The sequence below is a fragment of the Rosistilla carotiformis genome (assembly GCF_007753095.1).
Taxonomy (GTDB): domain Bacteria; phylum Planctomycetota; class Planctomycetia; order Pirellulales; family Pirellulaceae; genus Rosistilla; species Rosistilla carotiformis.
Map to the genome: position 1 here is coordinate 1,589,454 of NZ_CP036348.1, position 21,439 is coordinate 1,610,892.

17 protein-coding genes are annotated in these 21,439 nt (G+C 57.2%); 12 read left to right on the top strand and 5 right to left on the bottom strand.

Annotated elements, in window-relative coordinates; genetic code table 11:
* Positions 1 to 161 precede the first annotated feature (161 nt).
* From Poly24_RS05910 to Poly24_RS27625, 4 genes are all read left to right on the top strand, one after another.
* The gene (locus Poly24_RS05910; RefSeq protein ID WP_145091852.1) at positions 162 to 1,868 is read left to right on the top strand and encodes an alpha-keto acid decarboxylase family protein; all 1,707 of its coding nucleotides are present in this window, start codon (positions 162 to 164) and stop codon (positions 1,866 to 1,868) included.
* A gap of 293 nt (positions 1,869 to 2,161) precedes the next feature.
* Complete coding sequence (locus tag Poly24_RS05915; protein ID WP_145091855.1) at positions 2,162 to 2,590, top strand: DUF2780 domain-containing protein; 429 nt, start codon at positions 2,162 to 2,164, stop codon at positions 2,588 to 2,590.
* 158 nt (positions 2,591 to 2,748) lie between these two features.
* Positions 2,749 to 3,570 carry a sugar phosphate isomerase/epimerase family protein gene (locus tag Poly24_RS05920; RefSeq protein ID WP_145091858.1) on the top strand — a complete coding sequence of 274 codons (822 nt, stop codon included), beginning with the start codon at positions 2,749 to 2,751 and terminating at the stop codon, positions 3,568 to 3,570.
* A gap of 302 nt (positions 3,571 to 3,872) precedes the next feature.
* A complete protein-coding gene (locus Poly24_RS27625) occupies positions 3,873 to 4,322 on the top strand; it encodes an RNA recognition motif domain-containing protein (protein WP_145091861.1) in 450 nt (149 codons plus the stop codon).
* 163 nt (positions 4,323 to 4,485) lie between these two features.
* On the opposite strand, the gene Poly24_RS05930 is transcribed toward Poly24_RS27625, so the two are convergent.
* Entirely contained in the window at positions 4,486 to 5,871 is a 1,386-nt protein-coding gene (locus Poly24_RS05930) for a CehA/McbA family metallohydrolase domain-containing protein (RefSeq protein ID WP_145091864.1), read from the bottom strand.
* A 294-nt stretch (positions 5,872 to 6,165) separates the two neighbouring features.
* On the opposite strand from Poly24_RS05930, the gene Poly24_RS27630 reads away from it, so the two are divergent.
* From Poly24_RS27630 to Poly24_RS05970, 8 genes are all read left to right on the top strand, one after another.
* The gene (locus tag Poly24_RS27630) at positions 6,166 to 7,113 is read left to right on the top strand and encodes a DnaJ C-terminal domain-containing protein (protein WP_145091867.1); all 948 of its coding nucleotides are present in this window, start codon (positions 6,166 to 6,168) and stop codon (positions 7,111 to 7,113) included.
* Positions 7,110 to 7,478: a ribonuclease P protein component gene (gene rnpA / locus Poly24_RS05940; RefSeq protein ID WP_197452356.1), complete on the top strand. Its 369-nt coding sequence runs from the start codon at positions 7,110 to 7,112 to the stop codon at positions 7,476 to 7,478. Before Poly24_RS27630 ends, rnpA begins: the two co-directional genes overlap by 4 nt.
* Positions 7,479 to 7,516: 38 nt before the next feature.
* Entirely contained in the window at positions 7,517 to 7,723 is a 207-nt protein-coding gene (yidD, locus tag Poly24_RS05945) for a membrane protein insertion efficiency factor YidD (RefSeq protein ID WP_145091875.1), read from the top strand.
* 111 nt (positions 7,724 to 7,834) lie between these two features.
* Entirely contained in the window at positions 7,835 to 8,884 is a 1,050-nt protein-coding gene (locus tag Poly24_RS05950) for a Gfo/Idh/MocA family protein (RefSeq protein ID WP_145091877.1), read from the top strand.
* Positions 8,885 to 9,338: 454 nt separating this feature from the next.
* A complete protein-coding gene (locus tag Poly24_RS05955) occupies positions 9,339 to 9,902 on the top strand; it encodes an ECF-type sigma factor (protein WP_145091880.1) in 564 nt (187 codons plus the stop codon).
* A 94-nt stretch (positions 9,903 to 9,996) separates the two neighbouring features.
* Positions 9,997 to 12,516, top strand: coding sequence for a serine/threonine-protein kinase (locus tag Poly24_RS05960; RefSeq protein ID WP_145091883.1), 2,520 nt, complete (start codon positions 9,997 to 9,999; stop codon positions 12,514 to 12,516).
* A 520-nt stretch (positions 12,517 to 13,036) separates the two neighbouring features.
* A complete protein-coding gene (locus Poly24_RS05965) occupies positions 13,037 to 15,565 on the top strand; it encodes a serine/threonine-protein kinase (RefSeq protein WP_145091886.1) in 2,529 nt (842 codons plus the stop codon).
* A gap of 88 nt (positions 15,566 to 15,653) precedes the next feature.
* Positions 15,654 to 17,048, top strand: coding sequence for a sigma-54-dependent transcriptional regulator (locus Poly24_RS05970; protein WP_145091889.1), 1,395 nt, complete (start codon positions 15,654 to 15,656; stop codon positions 17,046 to 17,048).
* Between the two features lie 57 nt (positions 17,049 to 17,105).
* Here the strand turns inward: Poly24_RS05970 and Poly24_RS05975 are convergent, their stop codons facing one another.
* The 4 genes from Poly24_RS05975 to pdxH all read right to left on the bottom strand — a co-directional run bounded on the left by Poly24_RS05975 (position 17,106) and on the right by pdxH (position 21,426).
* Positions 17,106 to 18,662, bottom strand: coding sequence for an Nramp family divalent metal transporter (locus Poly24_RS05975; RefSeq protein WP_231753486.1), 1,557 nt, complete (start codon positions 18,660 to 18,662; stop codon positions 17,106 to 17,108).
* A 189-nt stretch (positions 18,663 to 18,851) separates the two neighbouring features.
* Positions 18,852 to 19,637, bottom strand: coding sequence for an enoyl-CoA hydratase/isomerase family protein (locus Poly24_RS05980; RefSeq protein WP_145091892.1), 786 nt, complete (start codon positions 19,635 to 19,637; stop codon positions 18,852 to 18,854).
* A gap of 31 nt (positions 19,638 to 19,668) precedes the next feature.
* A complete protein-coding gene (locus Poly24_RS05985; RefSeq protein ID WP_145091895.1) occupies positions 19,669 to 20,664 on the bottom strand; it encodes a DUF1573 domain-containing protein in 996 nt (331 codons plus the stop codon).
* A 123-nt stretch (positions 20,665 to 20,787) separates the two neighbouring features.
* Entirely contained in the window at positions 20,788 to 21,426 is a 639-nt protein-coding gene (gene pdxH, locus Poly24_RS05990; RefSeq protein ID WP_145091898.1) for a pyridoxamine 5'-phosphate oxidase, read from the bottom strand.
* Positions 21,427 to 21,439: the final 13 nt, after the last annotated feature.

The following is a 21,439-nucleotide window of genomic DNA, read 5'->3' on the forward strand; positions in this document are numbered from 1 at the left end:
TCCAGCCTCCGTTATACCACGCTTTGTACTCGTTTCGCACGTGGAGAGACGGCGCAATGACGCGTCGCCGGAACCCAAAAACATTGTCCTCCACATCGCAAGGGGCATAAAATGCACTCCAGGGATCGTGTCTTCTCGAAAACCGAAAGGCTGGTACAACGATGTTAAAAGCGGAGTCCAATCACAACGGAGCGGCGGAGTCGCGTCGTCCGATGGCTAACCTGTCGATCGGGGAATACCTGATCCGGCGGCTTAGCGATTACGGAATCGAGCATCTCTTTGGGATCCCCGGCGACTACGTCCTGTCGTTCTACAGCATGCTGGAACAGAGTCGCTTGAAGGTGATCGGCTGCACGCGAGAGGACTGCGCCGGATACGCCGCCGATGCGTACGCGCGACTTCACGGGATGGGCGCTGTCTGCGTCACCTATTCGGTCGGCGGGCTGAGCGTCTGCAACAGTATCGCCGGTGCGTATGCGGAAAAGTCGCCGGTCGTTGTGATCTCCGGCGCGCCGGGGATGAACGAGCGGAAGAACAATCCGCTGCTGCACCACAAGGTCCGCGACTTCCGCACCCAATTGGAAGTCTTCCAAAAGGTGACGATCGATGCGGTGGAGTTGACCGATCCGCTAACCGCCTTTGCCGATATCGATCGGGCGCTCGATGCCGCCGACCGATTCAAGCGTCCGGTCTATATCGAACTGCCGCGCGACATGGTCCACGCCGTCCCGCCGATCACGCATTCGTTCCGCCAGCCGACGTGGGAGCCCGACGTCAAAGCGATCGACGAAGCCGCCGCCGAAACGGCGCAGCGGATCGCTGCCGCGGAGCGTCCCGTGATCGTCGCCGGTGTCGAACTGCATCGCTTCGGATTGCAGAACCAATTGGTCGAGTTGGCGGAAAGGACTCAGATCCCGATCGCCACGACGATCCTTGGCAAAAGTGTGATCAGCGAACACCATCCGTTGTTTGTCGGATTGTACGAAGGGGCAATCGGCCGCAACGAAGTGACCGAGTTTGTCGAACAGAGCGATCTGATCCTGCTGTTGGGCACCTTCATGACCGACATCAATCTTGGCATCTACACCGCCAATCTCGATCTCGACAAATGTGTCTACGCGACCAGCGAAGCGTTGCAGATCTCGCATCACCATTTTCATAACGTCGCGTTGGGCGAGTTCCTCGACCGGCTGAACTCCTTGGACCTGAAGCCGACGACGCGAACGATTCCCGATGCGATCACCTTCCATCGAGACCGCGAACCGTTTGAGATCGAACCAACGGCACCGCTGCGGATCAGCCGGTTGATGTCGCGGCTGAACACCTGCTTGGATCTCGATACCGTTGTGATCGCCGACGTCGGAGACGCACTTTTTGCGGCGACCGAATTGGTGACTCACGATCGCGGCGAATTCCTCAGTCCCGCCTATTACACCTCGATGGGCTTCAGCGTTCCGGCGGCAGTCGGTGCCGCGGCGGCGAGGCCCGACCATCGCGTGGTCGTATTGGTTGGCGACGGCGCGTTTCAGATGACCGGATGCGAATTGTCGACCTTGGTCCGCAATGGGTGCAGCCCGATCGTGATCGTCCTGGACAACCACGGTTATGGGACCGAACGCTATCTGCAAGCGGGCGACTGGGAATATAACGAGATCCAGCCATGGGCTTATCACAAGATGCCCGAGCTTCTCGGTGGCGGAAAGGGATTTTTAGTCGACACCGAAGCGGAATTCGACGCCGCACTTTCGTCGGCGTGGGACGACCGGTCTCAGCCGACGATCATCCAAGCTCGGCTAGTGGAAAACGACGCCAGCGAAACGCTGAAACGTTTGGGCGAGCGGATGGGCGAGAAGGTCGCTGGCCGCTGAGACTTCTTATAGGCGAGATCTCCCCCTAAGGTCGATCGTTGGCGTCGGCTCGCCGCCGCAGTAGCGACCCCATGGCGTCATCCTAACGTGGCCTTCAATATTAAATCTCCGCCGCGCTGGGCTCGCGGGGTTTTCGGGCGGTTTGTTTGTCCGGTACATTATGCCGACCGCTGTGGTTGGAAGACGCCGCGACCTCGCTCCGGGTCCCAACCGCGATCGTCCCGCTTGCCGATCGAAGCTGCGGAAAGAGAGCTTGCGCTGTTCGTGATCCTATCCATACACAAGGTGCTTCCATGGACGAACTGATTCAACAATTGACCGACCGCCTGGGAATCGATCCCTCCACCGCTCAAGGCGTCGCGGGCAAAGCGATGGAGATCATCAAGGCAAACGTCGACGAATCCACCTTTAAAAGCTTGGCCTCTGCGATCCCTGGGCTCGATTCGATCATCATGGCTAGCGCAACGCACGACAGTGGCGAATCTGGCGGTGGTCTGCTCGGTAAACTTGCCGGGATGGCCAGTGGAATGTTGGGTGGATCGGCTGGCAACGCGTTGGAGATGGGCGCCGCATTGACTGAAAAAGGCTTGCCGACAGATAAGCTGGGCGAGTTTGTGACGATGCTGATCGGATTCATTAAGAGCAAAGCGGGCGATGATGTGCTGGACCAGGTGTTCGCCAAATTCCCAATGCTTAAGAGCTTGGTCGACGGCCAAGGTTAACCGCGGCGTCAATTACGGCCCCAGGCGGTTCTTCTTCGCGGCGCGATTTGCGGCGCGGTCGAAACGGAATCTTGTTTCGATATGTTAGGTGCGGTGCGTTCCGGGCCTGTTTCCTCTTTTTCTCAGTGTCAACGGGCTCTGCTCAAAGGACAACAACGATGGCAGAATTTCGATACGGCATCTGCAATGAAACGTTTCAAGACTGGCCTCTGGACAAGTCGCTCGAACTGGCTCGACAGCTCGGTTACACCGGCTGGGAGGTCGCGCCGTTCATGCTGGCAAACGACGCTCGGGCGATTTCGGCGCAACAGCGAAGCGATTATCGACGCCAGGTGGAAGCGGCGGGATTTGAAGTCATCGGCTTGCATTGGTTGTTGGCGAAGACAGAAGGCTTCTATCTGACCACCGACAACGCCGAAGTTCGGAAGGCGACGACCGACTACTTTTGCGAACTTGCCAGCCTGTGCAAAGATCTCGGCGGCAAGGTGATGGTTTTAGGGTCGCCGCAGCAGCGGAACGTTCCCGAAGGGGCGTCGATGGAGCAGGCCTACGAATTTGCCGCCGACGTGCTGCGTGGAGTCGTGCCTGCCCTGGAAGCGAACGACGTGCGAATCGCCCTAGAGCCGTTGGGGCATGAAGAGGGGAACTTCATGAACACCCAAGCCCAAGGTCGGCAATTGCGAGAGATGATCGGTTCGGAACACATCGGGCTGCACTTGGATGTGAAGGCGATGAGCGACGAAACCGAGGATATTGCCGGGTTGATTCGCCAAAACGCCGATCTGATGCTCCACTTCCACGCCAACGACCCAAATCGTCAGGGGCCGGGGATGGGGGCGATCGATTTCGCCCCGATTTTCGAAGCGCTTGCTGACGTCGATTACCAGGGGTGGGTCTCGGTCGAAGTCTTTGATTATTCGCCTGGCGTTGAGACGCTGGTGAGCGAAAGCATGAAGAATATGCTAGCTGCCCAAAGCTGATCACCCTTCTGGATTGGAAGCCCCCCGCCGCATCGGGATAACGGAATGCCAGCATTCTTAACTGGCGGGGGAGGGCTAACCACCACCATGAAGCCGCATTGATACTAAGAAATAGCTACATTTCCTAGGAATCAGGGGGTATGCGGGTGAACATGGTTCGAGTATACAATACGAGATTGGACGTTCGTGGAAACGTAGCCGGATCACCTGGCCCCGCAAGTATCGTTCGTACCACTCGATGGATCTCCCGAGAGATCTGATTCTATTACAGCCCAGAAAGTTAGACGGCTGGTTGTCCATCCATGCATGGGAGTTTTGTGTTGGGAAGGAAACTGTATTGTGGAAACTTGAGCTTTGGTGTCTCAAGCTCCGATTTGGAACAATTGTTCGCTCAGTTCGGTACGGTCGAAAGTGCTCAGGTCATCACAGATCGCGACACTGGCCGAAGCAAAGGCTTCGGATTCGTTGAAATGGGAAGCGACGCGGAAGCGCAAGCGGCCATTACGGGCCTCAATGAACAAGAACACGACGGTCGCTCGTTGACCGTTAATGAAGCCCGTCCACGTGAAGATCGTGGCGGCGGCGGTGGCGGTGGTTACCGTGGCGGCGGCGGCGGCGGTGGTCGCAGCGGTGGCGGTGGCGGCGGCGGCTACGGCGGCGGTGGTGGCGGCGGCTACGGTGGCGGCGGTGGTCGCAGCGGTGGCGGCGGCGGTGGTGGTGGACGCGGCGGACGCCGTGACGATCGCTACTAAGACACGAATAGCCCTGAAAACATGAAATTTCAGTCGCTCGCCGATATTTGATTGGCGATGCGGCTGACAATCTCTGATTGCCTAGCGTGGCCCGGATGCCTAGCTAGGTTTCTTTTTTTATATAAGCAACTTTCCGCCCTGCCTCGCAGCGGACGTCCGACTCTCAATCGACCGTCGCCTGTTGTAAACGTTCGTCCCAGAACGAACGGGCTGCACGAATGAATGGTGCTACGCTGCGAATGTATTCGGGCGACTTCTTTTGCAGCATCTGCTCACGCTGCTGCAGCCAGTCGATAAAAAATTCGGCCGCTGAACGGCTGATCCTTGGCTGATCGGGGAATACGATGTACCACGGGGCCGAGACCGCGGCGCGGTAGTGCTTTTCGTATCCGGTCACGACGCGGGCGACGACCCATCCGCTGCGATCAAAAGTGAATGCAGGGATGATCCCCTTGTTGTCTTTGAATTCTTCCAGCCGCGCCGAGTAGATCACCTTGCCGTTGTAGACGACCTCCAGATAGTCGACCGGATCGCGCGTGCCCAGTTGCAAGTCCATCTGCAGTTCTAGCGGTTCGTTCCCATAGCTGGTAAAGACGTAGCCGGGATACTGCGCGTCCAGCCTTGGTCTCAGCAGCGGTCCGTTGGTCACGACCGATCGGCCCGTCCACAAGCCGCTCCAAAACGCTTCGGGAGAGACCTGTTCACCGCATTGAACATAGACACGGTTGTATCCCAGCGGGTTCTTGATCGTTCGATACCCGCTTCCGCTGCCAGCGACGGGCGGGATCCGGAACCCTGCCTCTAGCAGTTGGTGGTAGATGTCATCGGCCCAGAAACCAAGCCCCAAGGGGTTGTTGTATTCAGGTTTTGTTGCCGGACGTCCGTTGGAGACCCGAGTGACCGAGCGGTCCAGTTGCAGGAAGTCACCCATCAGCGCGAAGCCGTTGACCTTGCCGCTGGCCAACCAAATCGGCAGATCCCAAGCAAAAGGATTTTCGACGACGAACCGAGCCCCAGGGGCATCACGGGCGTTGCGAAACAATAGGCTGCTGGGGGCGTCGGCATCGACAGGCTGGATCGCCGGATCGGCGTCCACAATCAACAAGCCACTTCCTTCACGGCGATCCCGCATATTGTCAGTGGCGATGTCCATTGTTTCGCTGTTGGCATCGGCGGCCCGCGTTGTTTCACTGCCCTGCGCGATCGGTTGCCCGTCGCCATCTCGATTCGCAACGGCCACAATGTCCAGGTCCTCGGCGCGCATCAAAAGCGGCAGGTCGCGCAGGTTGCGATCGACGAACAGGTCACCGCAGAGCCAACCCTCAGCTTGCGTGTCGACAAACCGTTCCAGTGTGATCGTATGCGAATCCTCCGCGGTGCGGTCGATCTGGAAATTTCCCGTCATGATTCGATATTCGGGGCCCCGGGTCAGGTGGAACTGAAAATCGCCCGAGGGGACCTCCAGATCGATCTGCCCGTCGATCGCCCAGCCGACTCCAGCTTCGGTGGCGCGTCGGACGGGAACTTCACGGCCTCGGGGGCCGATCATCACCACCCGCGCCGCAACGGGTTCGTCGGTTTGGCGGTCCTTAATTTGGAGCTTTAGAACCCCGGCGGCGTCGGAGAAGCGTAAGGGGGCAATGGCGCATAGCAGCACCGCAATGGCGAGCGAACGTCTCGGGAAGGTTGCTAAATGCATTGTCTGCAACGATTTACGATGGGTCAGGGGAGGCCGATTCCGCGACGTCGGCTTTCGTTCACGAGGGGCTTTCTTATAAGATTACAATGCGATTGCTCGTGGCGTCGTGCGTTGGAACAATTTCAGGAAGACAGACGGCAAGGCATGGCTGAAGATCTCTATCAAGTACTGGGTGTGAATAAGACGGCTGAAAAGGACGAAATCCAAAAGGCCTATCGCAAGCTCGCGCGCAAACACCACCCCGATTTGAATCCTGGCGACAAATCCGCTCAGGAAAAATTTAAGCGCATTCAAGAGGCTTACGACGTCCTGAGCGACTCGGAAAAACGCGGTGCTTACGATCGCTACGGCAGCGATTTCGAGCGCGTCCGCGCTGGCGGTGGCGCTTGGGATGGCGGCGGCTTTGAAGGAGTCGACGTCGAACAGATCTTTGGCGGCCGCGGTGGCGGAGGTGGCGGATTCCAGGGAGGGTTTGGCGACTTCTTCGAACAGGTTTTTGGCGGGCACCCAGGGGCGGGGCGAGGCGCACCGCGGCAGCCGAGGCAAACGCGTGGTAGCGACGTTCGCCAAGAGGTGCCGATTCCGTTCAACACTGCCGTGTTGGGCGGCAAGTCGGAAATCCGGATCAGCAAGCCGACGGGGCCTGAAAGTGTTTCGGTGACGATACCGGCGGGCGTGGAAACGGGGTCGAAGATTCGCTTGCGCGGCCAAGGTCAAGCGTCCCCCAATGGCGGACCGACTGGCGACTTGATCTTGCAGTTAAACGTCACTCCACATCCCTATTTTCAACGCCGCGGAAAGCACTTGGACCTGAAACTGCCGCTGACAATCGGCGAAGCGGTACTCGGCGCGAAGGTCGATGTACCGACTCCCGGCGGAACGATTTCGCTGACCATTCCACCGGGCAGCAGCGATGGCAAGCGGTTGCGAATCAAGGGACAAGGCGTCCGCGATCCCAAGGGGGATTCGGGCGACCTGTATGTTGAAGTGCGTGTCCAGTTGCCCACCGAAATCGACGAACAGAGCGAAGAATGGATTCGCAAGTTCGAAGAACGCAATCCGATACAGCCGCGTCGGTCGTTGATTTGGTGATAGATCAACGATTCCCCAAAACCCTGCGGCTGAAAACGCCCGAGCAATTCGGCAGGATCATTCGTCGGGGCCGCGTCGCGACCGACAACACGCTGGTCTTAAATACGCTTCCTAACGATTTGGGTTTCAGCCGGATTGGGATCACGATTCCTAAGAAGGCGGGCAACGCCGTCGTCCGCAACCGCTGGAAACGTTTTATTCGCGAAGCGTTTCGGACGCAGCGGGACCAGTTGCCGCAAGGCTTTGATTTTGTCGTCCGGCCGCGCCGCGGTGCGGTTGCCGAGCATGCGGCGATTCGCAAATCATTGCTTGGCGTCGCCTGGCGGGCGACGCGGCAGCGGCCTAGCGGTGACGTGAAATCTTAAACTGATTCGAATCCTTTGACGGGGTCCAACCGAAAGCGATGCGTTGGCTGTTTATCCTTCCGATCCGCTTCTATCAACGTTGGATCAGTCCAATGTTGGGGCCGAATTGCCGGTTCAGTCCGACATGCAGCCAATACACGATCGAAGCGATCGGCAAATACGGCGTGCTGCGTGGAATCTGCAAAGGCGTTTGGCGAATCGCTCGCTGCCATCCCTGGAATCCCGGCGGTTACGATCCGCCGTGATTGTCTTATAATGCCGGGCGATCGGCGGCTGGCAGCGTTGCTTGCTGGGCCCCGTGAAAGACTCCCTCCTCTCTCCCGCTGAACCCTCTTACGTTGAAAGATAGATCTTAAATGTCGATCGGATTTGGAATCATTGGCTGTGGAATGATCGCGAACTTTCATGCCAAGGCATTGAACGATGCGCCGGGTGTGGAATTGGTCGCCTGTTGTGCTCGCGATCTGGAAAAAGCCAAAGCCTTCGGCGAACCTCTGGGAATCGCTTGTTACGGATCGGTCGAAGAGATGTTGGCCGATCCGAAGGTCGCTGCGGTGAGCATCGCGACGCCTAGCGGAGCGCACATGGAGCCGGCGCTGCTAGCGGCCGAAGCGGGCAAGCACGTTGTCGTCGAAAAGCCATTGGAAGTCACCCTGGAACGATGCGACAAGATCATCGATGCCTGCGATAAGGCGGGAGTCAAGTTGGGGGTCACGCTGCAGAGCCGGTTCCACAAGAGTTCCCAGTTGATCAAGCAAGCGGTCGACGGTGGTCGCTTTGGCACCATCACGATGGGCGACGCCTACGTGAAATGGTTCCGCACGCAAGAGTATTACGACAGCGGCGCGTGGCGGGGCACTTGGGAATTGGATGGTGGCGGTGCGTTGATGAATCAGGCGATTCACACCGTCGATCTGCTGACCTGGATGATGGGGCCTGTCACCGAGGTTACCGCTTGCACCGGGACGCTGGCGCACGAGCGGATCGAAGTCGAAGACGTCGCCGTTGCGACGGTTCGCTTCGAAAGTGGCGCGTTGGGAGTGATCGAGGCATCGACGGCTGCCTTTCCTGGCAGTCTGAAGCGGATCGAAATCTCGGGTACGATTGGGACCGCCGTTTTGGAAGAAGAGGATATCAAGACCTGGGAATTCGCCGAAATGACGGATGAAGACCGCCGGGTGCAGGAGGAGATGATCGGTAAAAATAAGACCGGTGGAGGAGCTGCCGACCCCGCAGCGATCGGCCATCATGGGCATACTGCCGTATTCACCGACGTGGCTCAAGCAATCGAGTCGGGCGAAACTCCGCTTGTCGATGGTCGCGAGGGGCGGCGTTCGGTTGAGATTATTCTGGCGATCTACAAAGCTTCCCAAGAAAAACGAAGTGTGTCGCTGCCATTGGGCTAACCTGCTGCGACTCCTTTGCAGCGACCAACGGGGGCTCCTGCTTCCTGATCTCGTCGGGCGGTGGCTTGCCGCCCGATCTCTTGCCTGTGCTTTGGCTGCTACTCCGACGGGGGGGCCACGGGGGTTGAGATTTTGGGGGATTTCTATAACATAAGGTTGCCAGTAGTGGGGGGGCGCTCCGTCTTATATCTGTTTCGTCGGTTTCCAAGCAGTAGGGCGCGAAATGACGGATGAGTAAAGTGTGTCGTTGAATCGACGTCGGGGCGGGGGCGAGATTCAATTGATAAGCACTCGTTCGTGCTGTTGCATGCAGCACGCGATCATCGCGCAACCTGGCGAGACTCCTCTAGTTGGAACACGACTTGAAACCGACATGAAGTTGGGGGCTCCGCGTGGAGCGTGCTGGGATTCGGTAAGGCCAAGACTCATATCAAAGCAGGGAAGGGGAAGTTGCATGTCCGATGTTACTGCTATCCTGCATAAATTAGAGTCCGGAGATGCTGCGGCGGCGGACGAACTGTTGCCGTTGGTCTATGCCGAATTGCGAAATCTCGCCACTCGAAGGCTCACGCAGGAAAAGGCGGGGCAAACACTTCAGGCGACAGCGCTCGTTCACGAAGCTTATCTGCGGTTGGTCGATATCGAGAAACCGCAGACCTGGGAGGGGCGTGGTCACTTCTTTGCCGCAGCCGCCGAAGCGATGCGTCGGATCTTGGTCGAGAATGCTCGAAGCAAGCAATGTGTGAAACGCGGTGGCGGTATGCAGCGTCATGACATCGACCAAGTTCCATTGCAGGCGGGCGAAGTCAACGAAGACATTCTGGCCTTGGATGAGGCATTGGAGCGTCTGGGGGCGATCGATGCCGAAGCGGTAAAATTGGTAAATTTGCGGTATTTCGCAGGGCTGACGAATGTCCAGGCCGCCAACGCGATGGATATTTCTCCGCGGACCGCAGATCGGATTTGGGCTTTTGCGAGGGCTTGGCTGCAGCAAACGCTCGACGGGCACGTCTCCTAGAGGAGCAAAAAACAATTTTGTGGCGTAGTTTGCTCTCAAACCTCGCATTGTTTGACGATGGATTGTTGTCTCTCGTCCTTATGGTCTCCAGTTTATGTGCTGCTCTGAACGCGACCTGTTTGTCTCCGCTCTGGATATCGATGCTCCCGAAGCGAGACGAGCACTTTTAGAGCGACTTTGCCCTGACAATCACCAGTTGCGCGCCCGCGTCGAGTCGCTGCTGGCGACACATGAGCGCGGTGGGCAGTTTCTGCAGATGCCAGCCCTCGAGCAAATCGCTACGTGGGGAAGCGGATCGACGGAACGGGCGATACTCTACGGCAGTGACTCGACGCGGCGAGAAGAATGGGAGGAAGGGGGAGCGGCGTGTCGCTCGAGGGGCAGGGAGCCGCTCGACGATTTGCTGTTGAACTATCTGGGGCCTGCCAAGAACGCCGATTCGCTCGGGCGACTGTCTCACTACGAACTACTGGAGATCGTCGGGCGGGGGGGCTTCGGTACCGTCTTCAGAGCCTTTGACGAGAAACTGGAACGTGTGGTGGCGATCAAGATCATCGCGATCGATATGGCTGTCGTCCCGGCGGCTCGAAAGCGATTCTTGCGAGAAACGCAAAATGCTGCGGCAATTCGGCATGAAAACGTCGTTGCGATTCATGCTGTCGAAGAAGACCCGGTTCCCTATCTTGTGATGGAGTACATCTCTGGTGTAACATTGCAACAACGGATTGAACAACAGGGACCAATGGAGTTGGCCGACGTGCTGAAGTTTGGCAAGCAGATTGCCGATGGATTGGCCGCGGCGCATGCGGAGCAATTGGTGCATCGCGATGTGAAGCCGAGCAACATCCTGCTGGAAAGCGGGCCAAGCGGGCGAGTCAAGTTGACTGATTTCGGCCTTGCGCGAGCCATCGATGATGCAAGTATCACACGCAGCGGAATGATCGCGGGGACACCGATGTATATGGCACCGGAGCAGGCTTTTGGGAAAAAGCTGGACCACCGCGCCGACCTTTTCTGTTTGGGGAGCGTGCTCTACAAGATGCTCGCGGGTTGTCCACCGTTTCGTGCGCCGACGATGCTGGCGGTGATGAAGCGGGTAGCCGACGACACTCCGCAACCGCTGGATCAGATCGTTCCAGGGACGCCAAGCTGGATGCAAGCGATTGTCGAACGGTTGCACGCGAAAAACCCTGACGATCGCTTTGCTACCGCTACCGAAGTCAGCGAATTGCTCGATTCTTGTGAAAAGCAATGGCAGCAAGGCTTGATTCCCGAGGTGCCGCGGTACAAGCCGACGCCGGCAAAACGCCGCTTTCTGGCGGAGTCGCTTGGCGCCGGGAAGTTATCGTTTCTCGCTGCTGTCGCCATGTTCTTGATTTTTGGATTTGTGTTCGTCGAATGGACTGGCGGCTCGCGATTGGTGCAGTCCACCACCACTTGGTTCCGTGGTACGGGGATGCTCGCCGTGCAATCCAACGATCCGGGGCTGTCGGTCTATTTAGATGGCAAGCTGGGCCACGCACCGGGAGACGCATTCGAGGCAAAGGAGGTCGCGGTTGGGGAGCACCAGGTGTCGGCTTTTTTTGCCGGAAAGCAGATCGCCAGCAAAACCGTCTTGGTTACTCGCGGCGGACGCGTCGTGGTCGAGTTCGACCCGGCCGCAGTCGATTTGCCAGCGACCTCACCATCCGAATCGTCCCCCTATGGCGAACCTGTTTCGACAATTGCCGCCCAGTTGGTCGAGCGTTTGACATCCCCCGATTATCACTGGACCGAACCGGTTAATTTAGGCTCTGGGATCAATAGCCGTGGCGAAGATTCCCAACCGACACTCACGGCGGATGGACTGTGCATGGTGTTCTACTCCAGTCGCAAGGGGATCGCGGATCTTTGGGAGGCAACGCGCGATGACGTCAGTGCACCTTTCACTTCCGCGCGCCTCGCCGATTATCAACATGCGACGGGAGCATTCATCATCAATGGAGCGGGGATCAGTTCCGATGGATTGACGGTCGTCGGTGCGGCGCGGCCCGTGAAAGAGTTGGATTTGTACACAATGCATCGCGCCGCGCGCGACCAGCCCTGGGAGCCCCCAACATCTTTAGGCCCGGAGATCAATGAACCACGTAAGCTTGATCTATATGCCCGGCTCTCCCCAAGCAGTCTCTCCCTGATTTTCACGACGGCACGTCGCCACCACCAACTGGGAGGGTACGAGATTTGGATGGCGCACCGAGATCGAATCGACGCCCCATGGCAAGCGCCGCAGCACATGGGGGATCAGGTCAATTCAAATCGCATCGAAGCAAGTCCTCAGTTGCTTGACGATGGACAAACCCTCTTGTTCACCCGTGGAGGTAAGGAGGAGGGGCGGGAGCGGCAGGTGTTCCGACTGCATCTCGCGGTGCTGAACAGTCACGGAGACTACGACGTCTACCCGATCGATTCGCCGGTCGAAAATGCTTTCTGGTTGCTTGCCGATGGTGAGACGATGATCTTCAGCGCCGAGCGCGACGGGGGGGTAGGCGACTTGGATCTTTGGCAGACGAGGCGGGTGTTGAAGAATGCAAGCACGAGTAATGTTGGTTTGAATACTGGTAGGGGAAGCGACTGAGAAACAAGAGACGGAGCACAGGGCAAACCGGTCCGCCTTTGCGTTCCGCCGCTTGAATTGTCCGGTAAACGCTCACGATGCATTCGTCAATGTAAAGATGCTATCGCGACGGGGCGACTCGATTGGATGGAACAAAGCTGCGCGATCTTGCCGATCAAGTGGCTTCGCCGAGGCAACGGGAGCTGCGTTCGTATCGAAAGATGGAGGGCATTGATCGAATTGGAGAAGGGAGATTGGTGACGTCCTGTCCGCACTGAGTGAAGGTCTTGAAAGTTTCGCCGCAATGGAGGCTAAGTCGCCACGGCGCTGCAGCATGCAGGGAATACAAGCGACAGTTTGCGGAGTGGCGGTGGCGGTATTTGAACGGCGATTCGAAATTCGCCCGTTGCATAAAACTGGGAGAATGCCGCACGTGCTGGAAATGGAAGCAAATACAAAAAAAGATTTTGAGGCGTAAACTGGGTTCAAACCTCGCATTAGATATCGATGGATCGATTTGTCTCGTCCTAATGGCCATGTTATGAGCAGCACCGAACGCGAACTATTCATCTCTGTACTCGAAGTCGAGTCACCGATTGCGCGCCGGTCCCTATTGAAGCGATTGTGTCCGGAAGATCACGCGTTGCGGACCCGCGTCGAGACGTTGCTGGAAACACATGAACGCGGCAGTCAATTTCTTGTCATGCCAGCCATCGAGCAACTGATGCCGTCGACAACTGGAGCGATGGGGCCGTTGTTTGGCAAACTGACGCGGCTTGAAGAGACTGCAAGCGATTCGCAAACGGGGGGCACCGATGCTGAGTTCGGCGACACGCGAATCTTGGAGTATTTGGAATCATCGACCCGTGCCGATTCGTTGGGACGATTGGCGCATTACGATCTCTTGGAAATCGTTGGGCAAGGCGCCTTCGGGACAGTCTTCAAGGCGTTGGACGAAAAGTTGCAGCGGACGGTCGCGATCAAAATGCTTTCGGTCGACTACGCGGCGACTTCGCCAGCCCGGAAACGCTTCCTACGCGAGGCGCGGATGGCGGCGGCGATTCGTCACGAGAACGTCGTCGCGATCTACGCTGTGGAAGAGTCGCCGATTCCCTACATCGTGATGGAGTATGTCTCGGGGCTGACCTTGCAACAACATCTCTTGCAAACCGGGCCTTTGGATTTCGTCGATGTGCTTCGTCTAGGCAAGCAGATCGCCGACGGGCTGGCTGCGGCCCACGCACAACAAGTGATTCATCGGGACGTCAAGCCAAGCAATATTCTCTTGGGGCACAAGGCCGAAGCACGAGCCAAACTGACCGATTTTGGGCTCGCTCGAACCAGCGATGATGCAAGCATCACGCACAGCGGGTTGATTGCAGGAACGCCGCTCTACATGGCTCCGGAACAAGTGTTGGGGCATCGCTTGGATCACCGCGCCGATCTTTTCAGTTTCGGAAGCGTGCTCTACGAAATGCTCCGCGGACGTCCGCCGTTTCGCGCACCAACAATGCACGCGGTGATGAAGCGTGTGGCCGAGGAGACTCCACGGGCGCTGGACGAAGTCATTCCCGAGACTCCGACGTGGATGATTGCGATCGTCTCCAAGCTGCATGCGAAAGATCCCGCGGACCGCTACGGATCGGCGACGGAAGTTAGCGAACTATTGGCGCGGTGTCTGACGGACCTGGAACAGGGCTGCGTTCCTCGCCTGCCAACAGCGTCTGCGAGCAACTCGTCTCGATTCTCCGCGATGCCATCTCGACTCACCCGCCTGTATTCGGGCGTCGGAAATCAATGCGTCTCCATCGCGGCAGGTTTGCTGCTAACGCTGATTATCGGCGTTGGCGTTTCCGATGCGACCGGGGTTACTCAATTGGTCTCGACTGTGGTTCGATTGACCACCGGCGCTGGAACGTTGGTCCTGGAAACCGATGATCCCAATACAAAAGTTTTGATTGACGGCGAAGAAGTCGTCGTCCGCGGCGCAGGTATCGCCGAACTCACGCTTCGTCCAGGCCAGCATCAAGTCGCCGTCATGAAAGATGGAGTTCTGGCCAAACGAGAATTGGTCTCCATCGAACGCAACGGTCGTTCCGTGTTGCAGGTCCGCTTGGAGCCAGATGATCGGCGATCGCATTCCGAGACGCCGGCAGCGACCGAAGTGCGATCCCCAAGCACGCTGGCTTCGAATGTGGCGGTGGAAGGGGTCGTTGGGATGTTGCTTTCGGCCGATTGCGAGTGGAGCGAACCGATCAACCTGGGGACCGAGATCAACAGCGAATCGGAGGATTCACAGACAACGCTATCGGCGGACGGTTGCCGCATGATGTTCTTTTCCAGACGCAATGGAACACATGGAATCTACGAATGTCGTCGCGACAGCATCGATCAATCTTTTGGAGCGCCCGTCCGAGTCCCTCCAGAGGATCTCAACGATTCGCGTTTCCAATTCAGTCCAGGACTTTCGTCCGATGGGCTCAGCATGGTTTTCTCTTGCCGCGACAAACAACTTGATTTGTTCATCTCGCATCGTGAGTCGCGCGATGAGCCTTGGCAGCGTGCAAAGGAACTCAACAGCGAATTGAAGTTGGAACGCAACGCGATGCACGCCAGTTTTTCTCCCAGTGGACTGACACTCGCTTTCAGCTCCTCGCGACCTGTTGGGAAGGCCGGTGCAATGGACATTTGGATCGCTCATCGTCGTTCCTTGAATTCGCCGTGGACGCCAGCGAAAGCTTTGGGCAACGCCATCAATACGGACCGCTTCGAAGGACATCCTCAATTGCTCGATGATAATCAGACGTTGTTGTTTGTTCGCAGCTATGACGTCGGTCATTCGGGGCACCCCTTGATGCGACAATACCTTGCCCAACGCAATAACCAAGGCGAAATCGAAGTGCAGCACCTCAATTCGCCGGTATCGCATTCATTCTTTTTGTTACCCGATGGGAAGTCGATGTATTTCAGTCGTTGTGGTCCTCCGGGCCGTGGCGCACCGCAGGGGCTTTGGTTAACCCAACGCGTGCCCAAAAGGACCGTGGCCGAAGGTGACAAGGTGAAGCTGTGATCAAAATCGATTTGCGACACATGACTTAATTTTGCGAGCACCTCTTCGGCGAACCGACGCATCGAAACGAAACCAGTGAAATATTCAAATGTCAGATAGATCCATGAACTTATTGCTCGTCGACGACGACGCCGTCTTTCGCGACGCGTTTGTGCGCTGGATGCATTTTAAAGGGCATCACGTGACCGCGGTTTCCAGTGGGGCCGAAGCGATCAGCCAATGTGAAAAGCATGACTTTGATATTGCCGTCTTCGACCTGAACATGCCGGGCATGTCGGGACTGGAGCTGCTGCAACGTGTGCGGTCGCTCAGTACCATTGAAGTCGTAATCCTGACCGGACAAGGAACAATCGAATCTGCCGTATCGGCAATGAAGTTAGGAGCTTTCGGCTATCTAACCAAACCATGTGCGATGGGAGACCTTGAGGAACGTTGTTTGGCGGCGTTGGAGCATCGTCAACTGCAACTCGATCGCAAAGCTCCCAAGCCCGTTCCCCTTCGGCGACGTCCGGCGCTGACGATGATTGGGAATTCTCCCTCGATGCGCGAAGTGGTTCGATTGATTCATCGTATCGCCCCCACGGACAAGCCTGTCTTAATTCAAGGCGCCAGCGGGACAGGCAAGGAAGTGGTGGCCCGCGCGGTTCAACAAAACAGCGACCTGAGCGACCAACCGTTCGTGACAATTAATTGTGCGGCGTTACCGGATCTGCTGGTGGAAAGCGAGCTGTTCGGCCATCAAAAGGGAGCATTTACCGGAGCCACGACGGATAAACCAGGCCTGTTCGAAATCGCCGATGGAGGCACGCTGTTCATCGACGAAATCGGCGAGCTCCCACTCGCCTTACAGCCCAAATTGCTTCGTGTTCTTGAGGATGGGTCGATGCGGCGCATCGGCGGTCACCAGGAACGGATCGTCCGCGTGCGGATCATTGTTGCGACCAATCGTGATCTTGCGGCAGAGGTGCAAGCGGGTAACTTCCGCGAGGATCTGTATTACCGGATTAATGTCCTGTCGATCCATCTGCCTCCGCTGTGCCAGCGAACGGGGGACATCGATCGATTGGTCGATCATTTTCTGCCCCATCCATGGACGATCGAAGCGTCGGCTCGCGAGGCACTGAACCGTTTCGATTGGCCTGGAAACGTGCGCCAGCTGAGTAATGTTCTGCAACGCGCGACGGTGTTGGCGGACGCCAATATGATCACGCTTGACGATTTGCCTGCCGAGATCGCCGGTCGCGCTTCTGCCGTCCGATCGGAGGTTCACGAAACGGCACGTCCCCGGTTCAACATCAACGATCAAGATAACGAATCGATCGCCCTGGATGATATTTCCAAAGCCCACGTTTTGGATGTTCTTGCCAAGGAGAATGGCAACAAAGCGAGTGCCGCTCGGAAGCTAGGGATTCATCGTCGCAAGCTTTATCGCTTGTTGGAACGGTACCAATCGAATGACAATTCGGCTCAGATGACTTCTTGAGCCGATCGGATCCGCGAACCGATGGCACACGGCAGGTCGCGGTATCGGCGGCTCATCCTATTCGAATAAATTCGAATACACCGTCCAGATGCCCGTCACGTACATCGCGAAGACCGATAGCCACAAGCAATGATCCCACAGCAGGCCTGGTTCGAGGCCGACAATACTGCGTCGATATCGGAAGTACAGCGCAGCACCGCCCAACATCGGCAGCATCAACCCCTGCATTAATCCGCTCAGCAAAACCAAGTGAACCGGATTGGGATACAGCAGATACAAGACAAGACACAGCATCGGGAACAAGCCACTGAGTCCTCGGACCCAACGCCGTTGGGTCGCTTCGTCGCTTCGGATAAAACCCATCACGCGGATCGCATCGGAAAACGTCCGAGCGTGGCTAGCGTTGGCGACAAAGTACGTTGAATAAAGTACGGCAAACGCGCCGAACAGGAACAGGATCGATGCCCAGTTCCCGAACACCGGATGAAACATTGCTGCCAGCGTGCGCACCATGTGATCCTTGCTTGGGTTGAGATCAGCGCGATGCAACGTTGCCGCTCCCAACAGGTAAAAGACCATCGTTGAAAACGTGTAAACGATCATCGAACCCCAGGCATCCAATCGCAGTACCTTCATCCATCCCTTTGCCCGTGCATGCCATTGCGGCGTGTCTTCGCGTGGTCCGGTGAAGCGGCCGTAACCCTTTTCCAGACACCAATAGGGATAAACGATCAGCTCTGCGGCACCGACACCGATGATGCCAAACGTCGCCAACGCCGTGACTAACGGCGAAACGTCCGCTGATTTTGGAGGCAAGCTGAAGCGTAGACCGGATAAGAATTCCGTCGATTTAACACTCCAATCGGGCTGCGCCTGCAACTTGAAAAGATTGTAAATCGTCAGCAGGGTGAAGCCGGTAACCAGCGTGATCGACAGTGACTGGATCATCCGATAGCGGCCGACGACTAATAAACCACAAGTGATTATTGCCACGATCGCGGCCCAGATTTTGGCGTCCGGCGGCGGGTTCAATTTCGCTTCATTCCCCACTTGCGTGGCACCATATTGTTCTGCGTATTCGGCGCTCAACGCCTCGGCCTGAGCGGCTTCGTGGGCGGTCTCGGCTCCCTCTTGTGCGTTTTCAATCGAACGGACTCGCATCAATCGTTGGCTGATCCGCGCATCCTCCGCTTCGTTGTAAAGCGTTCCCTGGGACGTCAACGGCACGCTGATCGCCAGCGATTGGCCCACGCCGCCAACGATGCCTCCCAGTTGCCCGATCGATGCGAACCACATCGCGAACCAAAACCAAACCAACCAATTCCCACGACCTACAATGCGTGGACCGGGGACTTCCGACAGGGCATCGAGCGTCGTCTTGCCGCTGGAGAGCGCGTAGCGGCCGAACTCTACCTGGGCAAAGACCTTGACCACACATCCCAGCAGGATCAACCACAGCAGTAGAAAACCCGCCTCTGCCCCCGTCTTGGTCGTCGCAATCAATTCGCCCGAGCCCACGATCGATCCGGCCACGATCATTCCCGGGCCAGCAAAGCGTAACATGCCAAGCCGATGGGTTGGCGGATCGAGCGTCTCAGGCAGTTTGTCGGTCACAAGTGGCACCTCAGGGGGAAACGAAACCGCATAGGTTAATGTTTCCCCAGGGCCGATGGAACACCGCAGCGGTCCACTATTTTTCCGTGGTTACTCTGCTCTTCCGAAGCATTCCATAAAACCGCCGTCCGCTGCGAACCGGAGCCTTGGCTGTTTGAAGATCAACCGACAGCCTGTCGACGCAGCCAGCTAAGGCCAGTTTGGCTCACGCTTTTCGATGAACGCCGCCAATCCCTCGGCCGCAGCCTCCGTGGTGCAAGCGGTCGCTCCCATCGCGGCCCCCACCGACATCTGCATCAGCAGCGTTTCTCCGACAGTTTCATTTAACAGACGCTTGCTCAATTGAATCGCCTCAGCCGGTGCGGCGGCGCATTCGCCCACGAGTTCGTTGGCGCGAACCCAAATGGCGTCGGGATCGACGATCTCGTCGATTAGGTTCAGACGTAGCGCTTCCTGGGCATCGATCTGCTGTGCGGTCAACATCATTCGAGCCGCAGTCTTGCCGCCGCTGCGGAAACACAACAGGGGTGAAACAACCCCGCTAATCAGTCCGCGGCGGACCGCAGGTACTCCGAATCGAGCGTTTGGCGAGGCGACAATTAAATCAGCGGCCAACGCGAGCCCCAGGCCGGCTCCCAACACCGTCCCATCGACCGCGGCAATGATCGGTTTGGGAAACCGTAGCATCGTCTCCAGCAAATCCCGCAACTGGGTCCAGTCGTCGTGCCATGCATCAAGCGCATCTTTGGGATCACCGCTGGCGGTCTGGTGCATCTGCTTCAAATCCAGGCCGGCACAAAAATGGCTACCACGGGCAGTCAAGATGACGCCACGAACCTTTTTTTCTTGATGCAGATCAAAAAACGCTTGCGAAATCGCTTCGATGGCTGATCGATCCAACGCATTCCGTTGATCGGGACGCGTCAACAGAATTGTGCCGCTGGGAGGGTTAACCTGAACAGTAATAGCGGACACGGCTCAACGCCTCCTGACAGAGCGGGAACGACTACATGACTTCGCCCGAAACCGGGCAGGTGGCGCTGTTGCCACCGTTGAGATCGGTCTGAATCTCAATGGATTCAAAGATTTTTCCAGGAACTTGGCCCGACGAAAACTGCACATTGACAAAATGCAATGCTTTCTTCCCTTCGGGCTTGGTGAACTGGAACCGCAGATCTTTGCACTTGATGTCTTTGACTTCAAACGCTTCGGGGCCACGCAAAACCAATCGTTTGCTGACCATGCCCCCCTTGGGCACCGATCCAAGGTTCAAGGAAGCCGGCGTCAGGATCAAATCGGGTTCGACCCGACCGATCACATCCAATGCGATCGTGGGATTCTTTTCCTCATTAGTGATCAGGGTCATCCGTTCGCGGAATTCTCCAACCGGAGAGTCCTTCTTCAGTCCAACTTTCATTTCATACGAAATCCCACGTCCGGTGTTCTCGCGGCGTTGTAGCGACACTTGCAATTGGCTGAACTGACTGCGTACGTCTTGGATCTGCCACGCGCCACTTCCGGTATATGAAATCTTGAGCGTGACGGGTTTCGCATCGCCATCGCGGAACGAGCCGAAATTGACCTCCGCAGGTTCGACCACGACATCCGTACGGATAAAGCCGGAAACGTTCAATTGAACTTCCGCCTGCTGCGGTTCGGCGAAGACCACGGTCACCACCGCTGATTTCTGTCCGGTGAAAGACGTTGTGTTGAACTTCGCCACGACCGTCCCCGATTCTCCGGGAGCGATTCGGCCTTTGGCGATCGAAGGTTGCGTGCAGCCACAACTGGTTTGCAGCTTTGTGATCAATAGGTCTTTGTCGAGCGTGTTTTTAAAGTCGAAGTGAAACTCCGCCATCGATCCGCGACTGACCGCCCCAAAGTCGTGTTGGGTTTCGACAAATAACTCTTTCGCCCAGTTTTGTTGTGCCGACGCCCCGTCGCATTGCAGGACCAAAAAACCAACAGCTAGCAAAATGGAAAGATATGCTTGTCGATACATCGGCAAATTTGGAGGGTTTAGGTTAACGAAGCGGTTTCGGCCTAGTTCGGTCGATCCATCTTACACCGTGCTGCGGAGCGATTACCACACCGATTTCGCGGCAACTCACGTGCGGGCACTCACTTAGGGGGCCAGGCGGTTGCGATCCCAGCCCCCTCGGCCGTCGCTACGAAATTCAATTCGGTCGTGCAAACGCCCTGGGCCCCCTTGCCAAAACTCGAGACGAGTCGGGGCAATCCGGTAGCCTCCCCAGAAGCTCGGCAACGGTATCTCTCCCTTGCCAAAGCGCGCCTTCATCTCCTGCAGCTTCGCCTCCAACAACTGGCGATGCGAGACGACTTCGCTCTGGCGCGACACCCACGCCCCCAGTTGGCTTTCCCGCGGCCGCTTCAGAAAATATTTTAACGACTCCGCCGAGGAGACCTTCGTCGCGACGCCTTCTACCTCGACTTGTCGGTGTAGTGGCAGCCATTGGAACAGGAGCGAGACGTGCGCGTTGGCGGCGATCTGTTGCGCCTTGCGGCTGCCGTAGTTGGTGAAGAAGACGAACCCCGATTCGTCAAAATACTTCAACAACACGGTCCGTTGGCTCGGACGCCCGTTGGCATCGACAGTCGCCAGAACCATCGCGTTGGGTTCCAACAGTTCAGCCGTCGACGCCTGGTCGAACCAAGCGGTGAACTGTTGGAAGGGATTCGGGTCGACCGAATCGACATCCAATGGTTGCCCGGCATACTCTTGTCGAAGCTCTGAAAGATCCACGCGTCGTTCCTGG

Bases quoted from the DNA above. Each gene is read 5' to 3' on its own strand.
- Poly24_RS05930 (WP_145091864.1), bottom strand. From the start codon at position 5,871: ATGATCGGCCCCCGAGGCCGTGAAGTTCCCGTCCGACGCGCCACCGAA.
- Poly24_RS05950 (WP_145091877.1), top strand. From the start codon at position 7,835: ATGTCGATCGGATTTGGAATCATTGGCTGTGGAATGATCGCGAACTTT.
- Poly24_RS05910 (WP_145091852.1), top strand. From the start codon at position 162: ATGTTAAAAGCGGAGTCCAATCACAACGGAGCGGCGGAGTCGCGTCGT.
- Poly24_RS05965 (WP_145091886.1), top strand. From the start codon at position 13,037: ATGAGCAGCACCGAACGCGAACTATTCATCTCTGTACTCGAAGTCGAG.
- Poly24_RS05960 (WP_145091883.1), top strand. From the start codon at position 9,997: ATGTGCTGCTCTGAACGCGACCTGTTTGTCTCCGCTCTGGATATCGAT.
- Poly24_RS05955 (WP_145091880.1), top strand. From the start codon at position 9,339: ATGTCCGATGTTACTGCTATCCTGCATAAATTAGAGTCCGGAGATGCT.
- Poly24_RS05985 (WP_145091895.1), bottom strand. From the start codon at position 20,664: ATGTATCGACAAGCATATCTTTCCATTTTGCTAGCTGTTGGTTTTTTG.
- Poly24_RS27630 (WP_145091867.1), top strand. From the start codon at position 6,166: ATGGCTGAAGATCTCTATCAAGTACTGGGTGTGAATAAGACGGCTGAA.
- Poly24_RS05920 (WP_145091858.1), top strand. From the start codon at position 2,749: ATGGCAGAATTTCGATACGGCATCTGCAATGAAACGTTTCAAGACTGG.
- Poly24_RS27625 (WP_145091861.1), top strand. From the start codon at position 3,873: ATGCATGGGAGTTTTGTGTTGGGAAGGAAACTGTATTGTGGAAACTTG.
- Poly24_RS05970 (WP_145091889.1), top strand. From the start codon at position 15,654: ATGTCAGATAGATCCATGAACTTATTGCTCGTCGACGACGACGCCGTC.
- yidD (WP_145091875.1), top strand. From the start codon at position 7,517: ATGCGTTGGCTGTTTATCCTTCCGATCCGCTTCTATCAACGTTGGATC.
- Poly24_RS05915 (WP_145091855.1), top strand. From the start codon at position 2,162: ATGGACGAACTGATTCAACAATTGACCGACCGCCTGGGAATCGATCCC.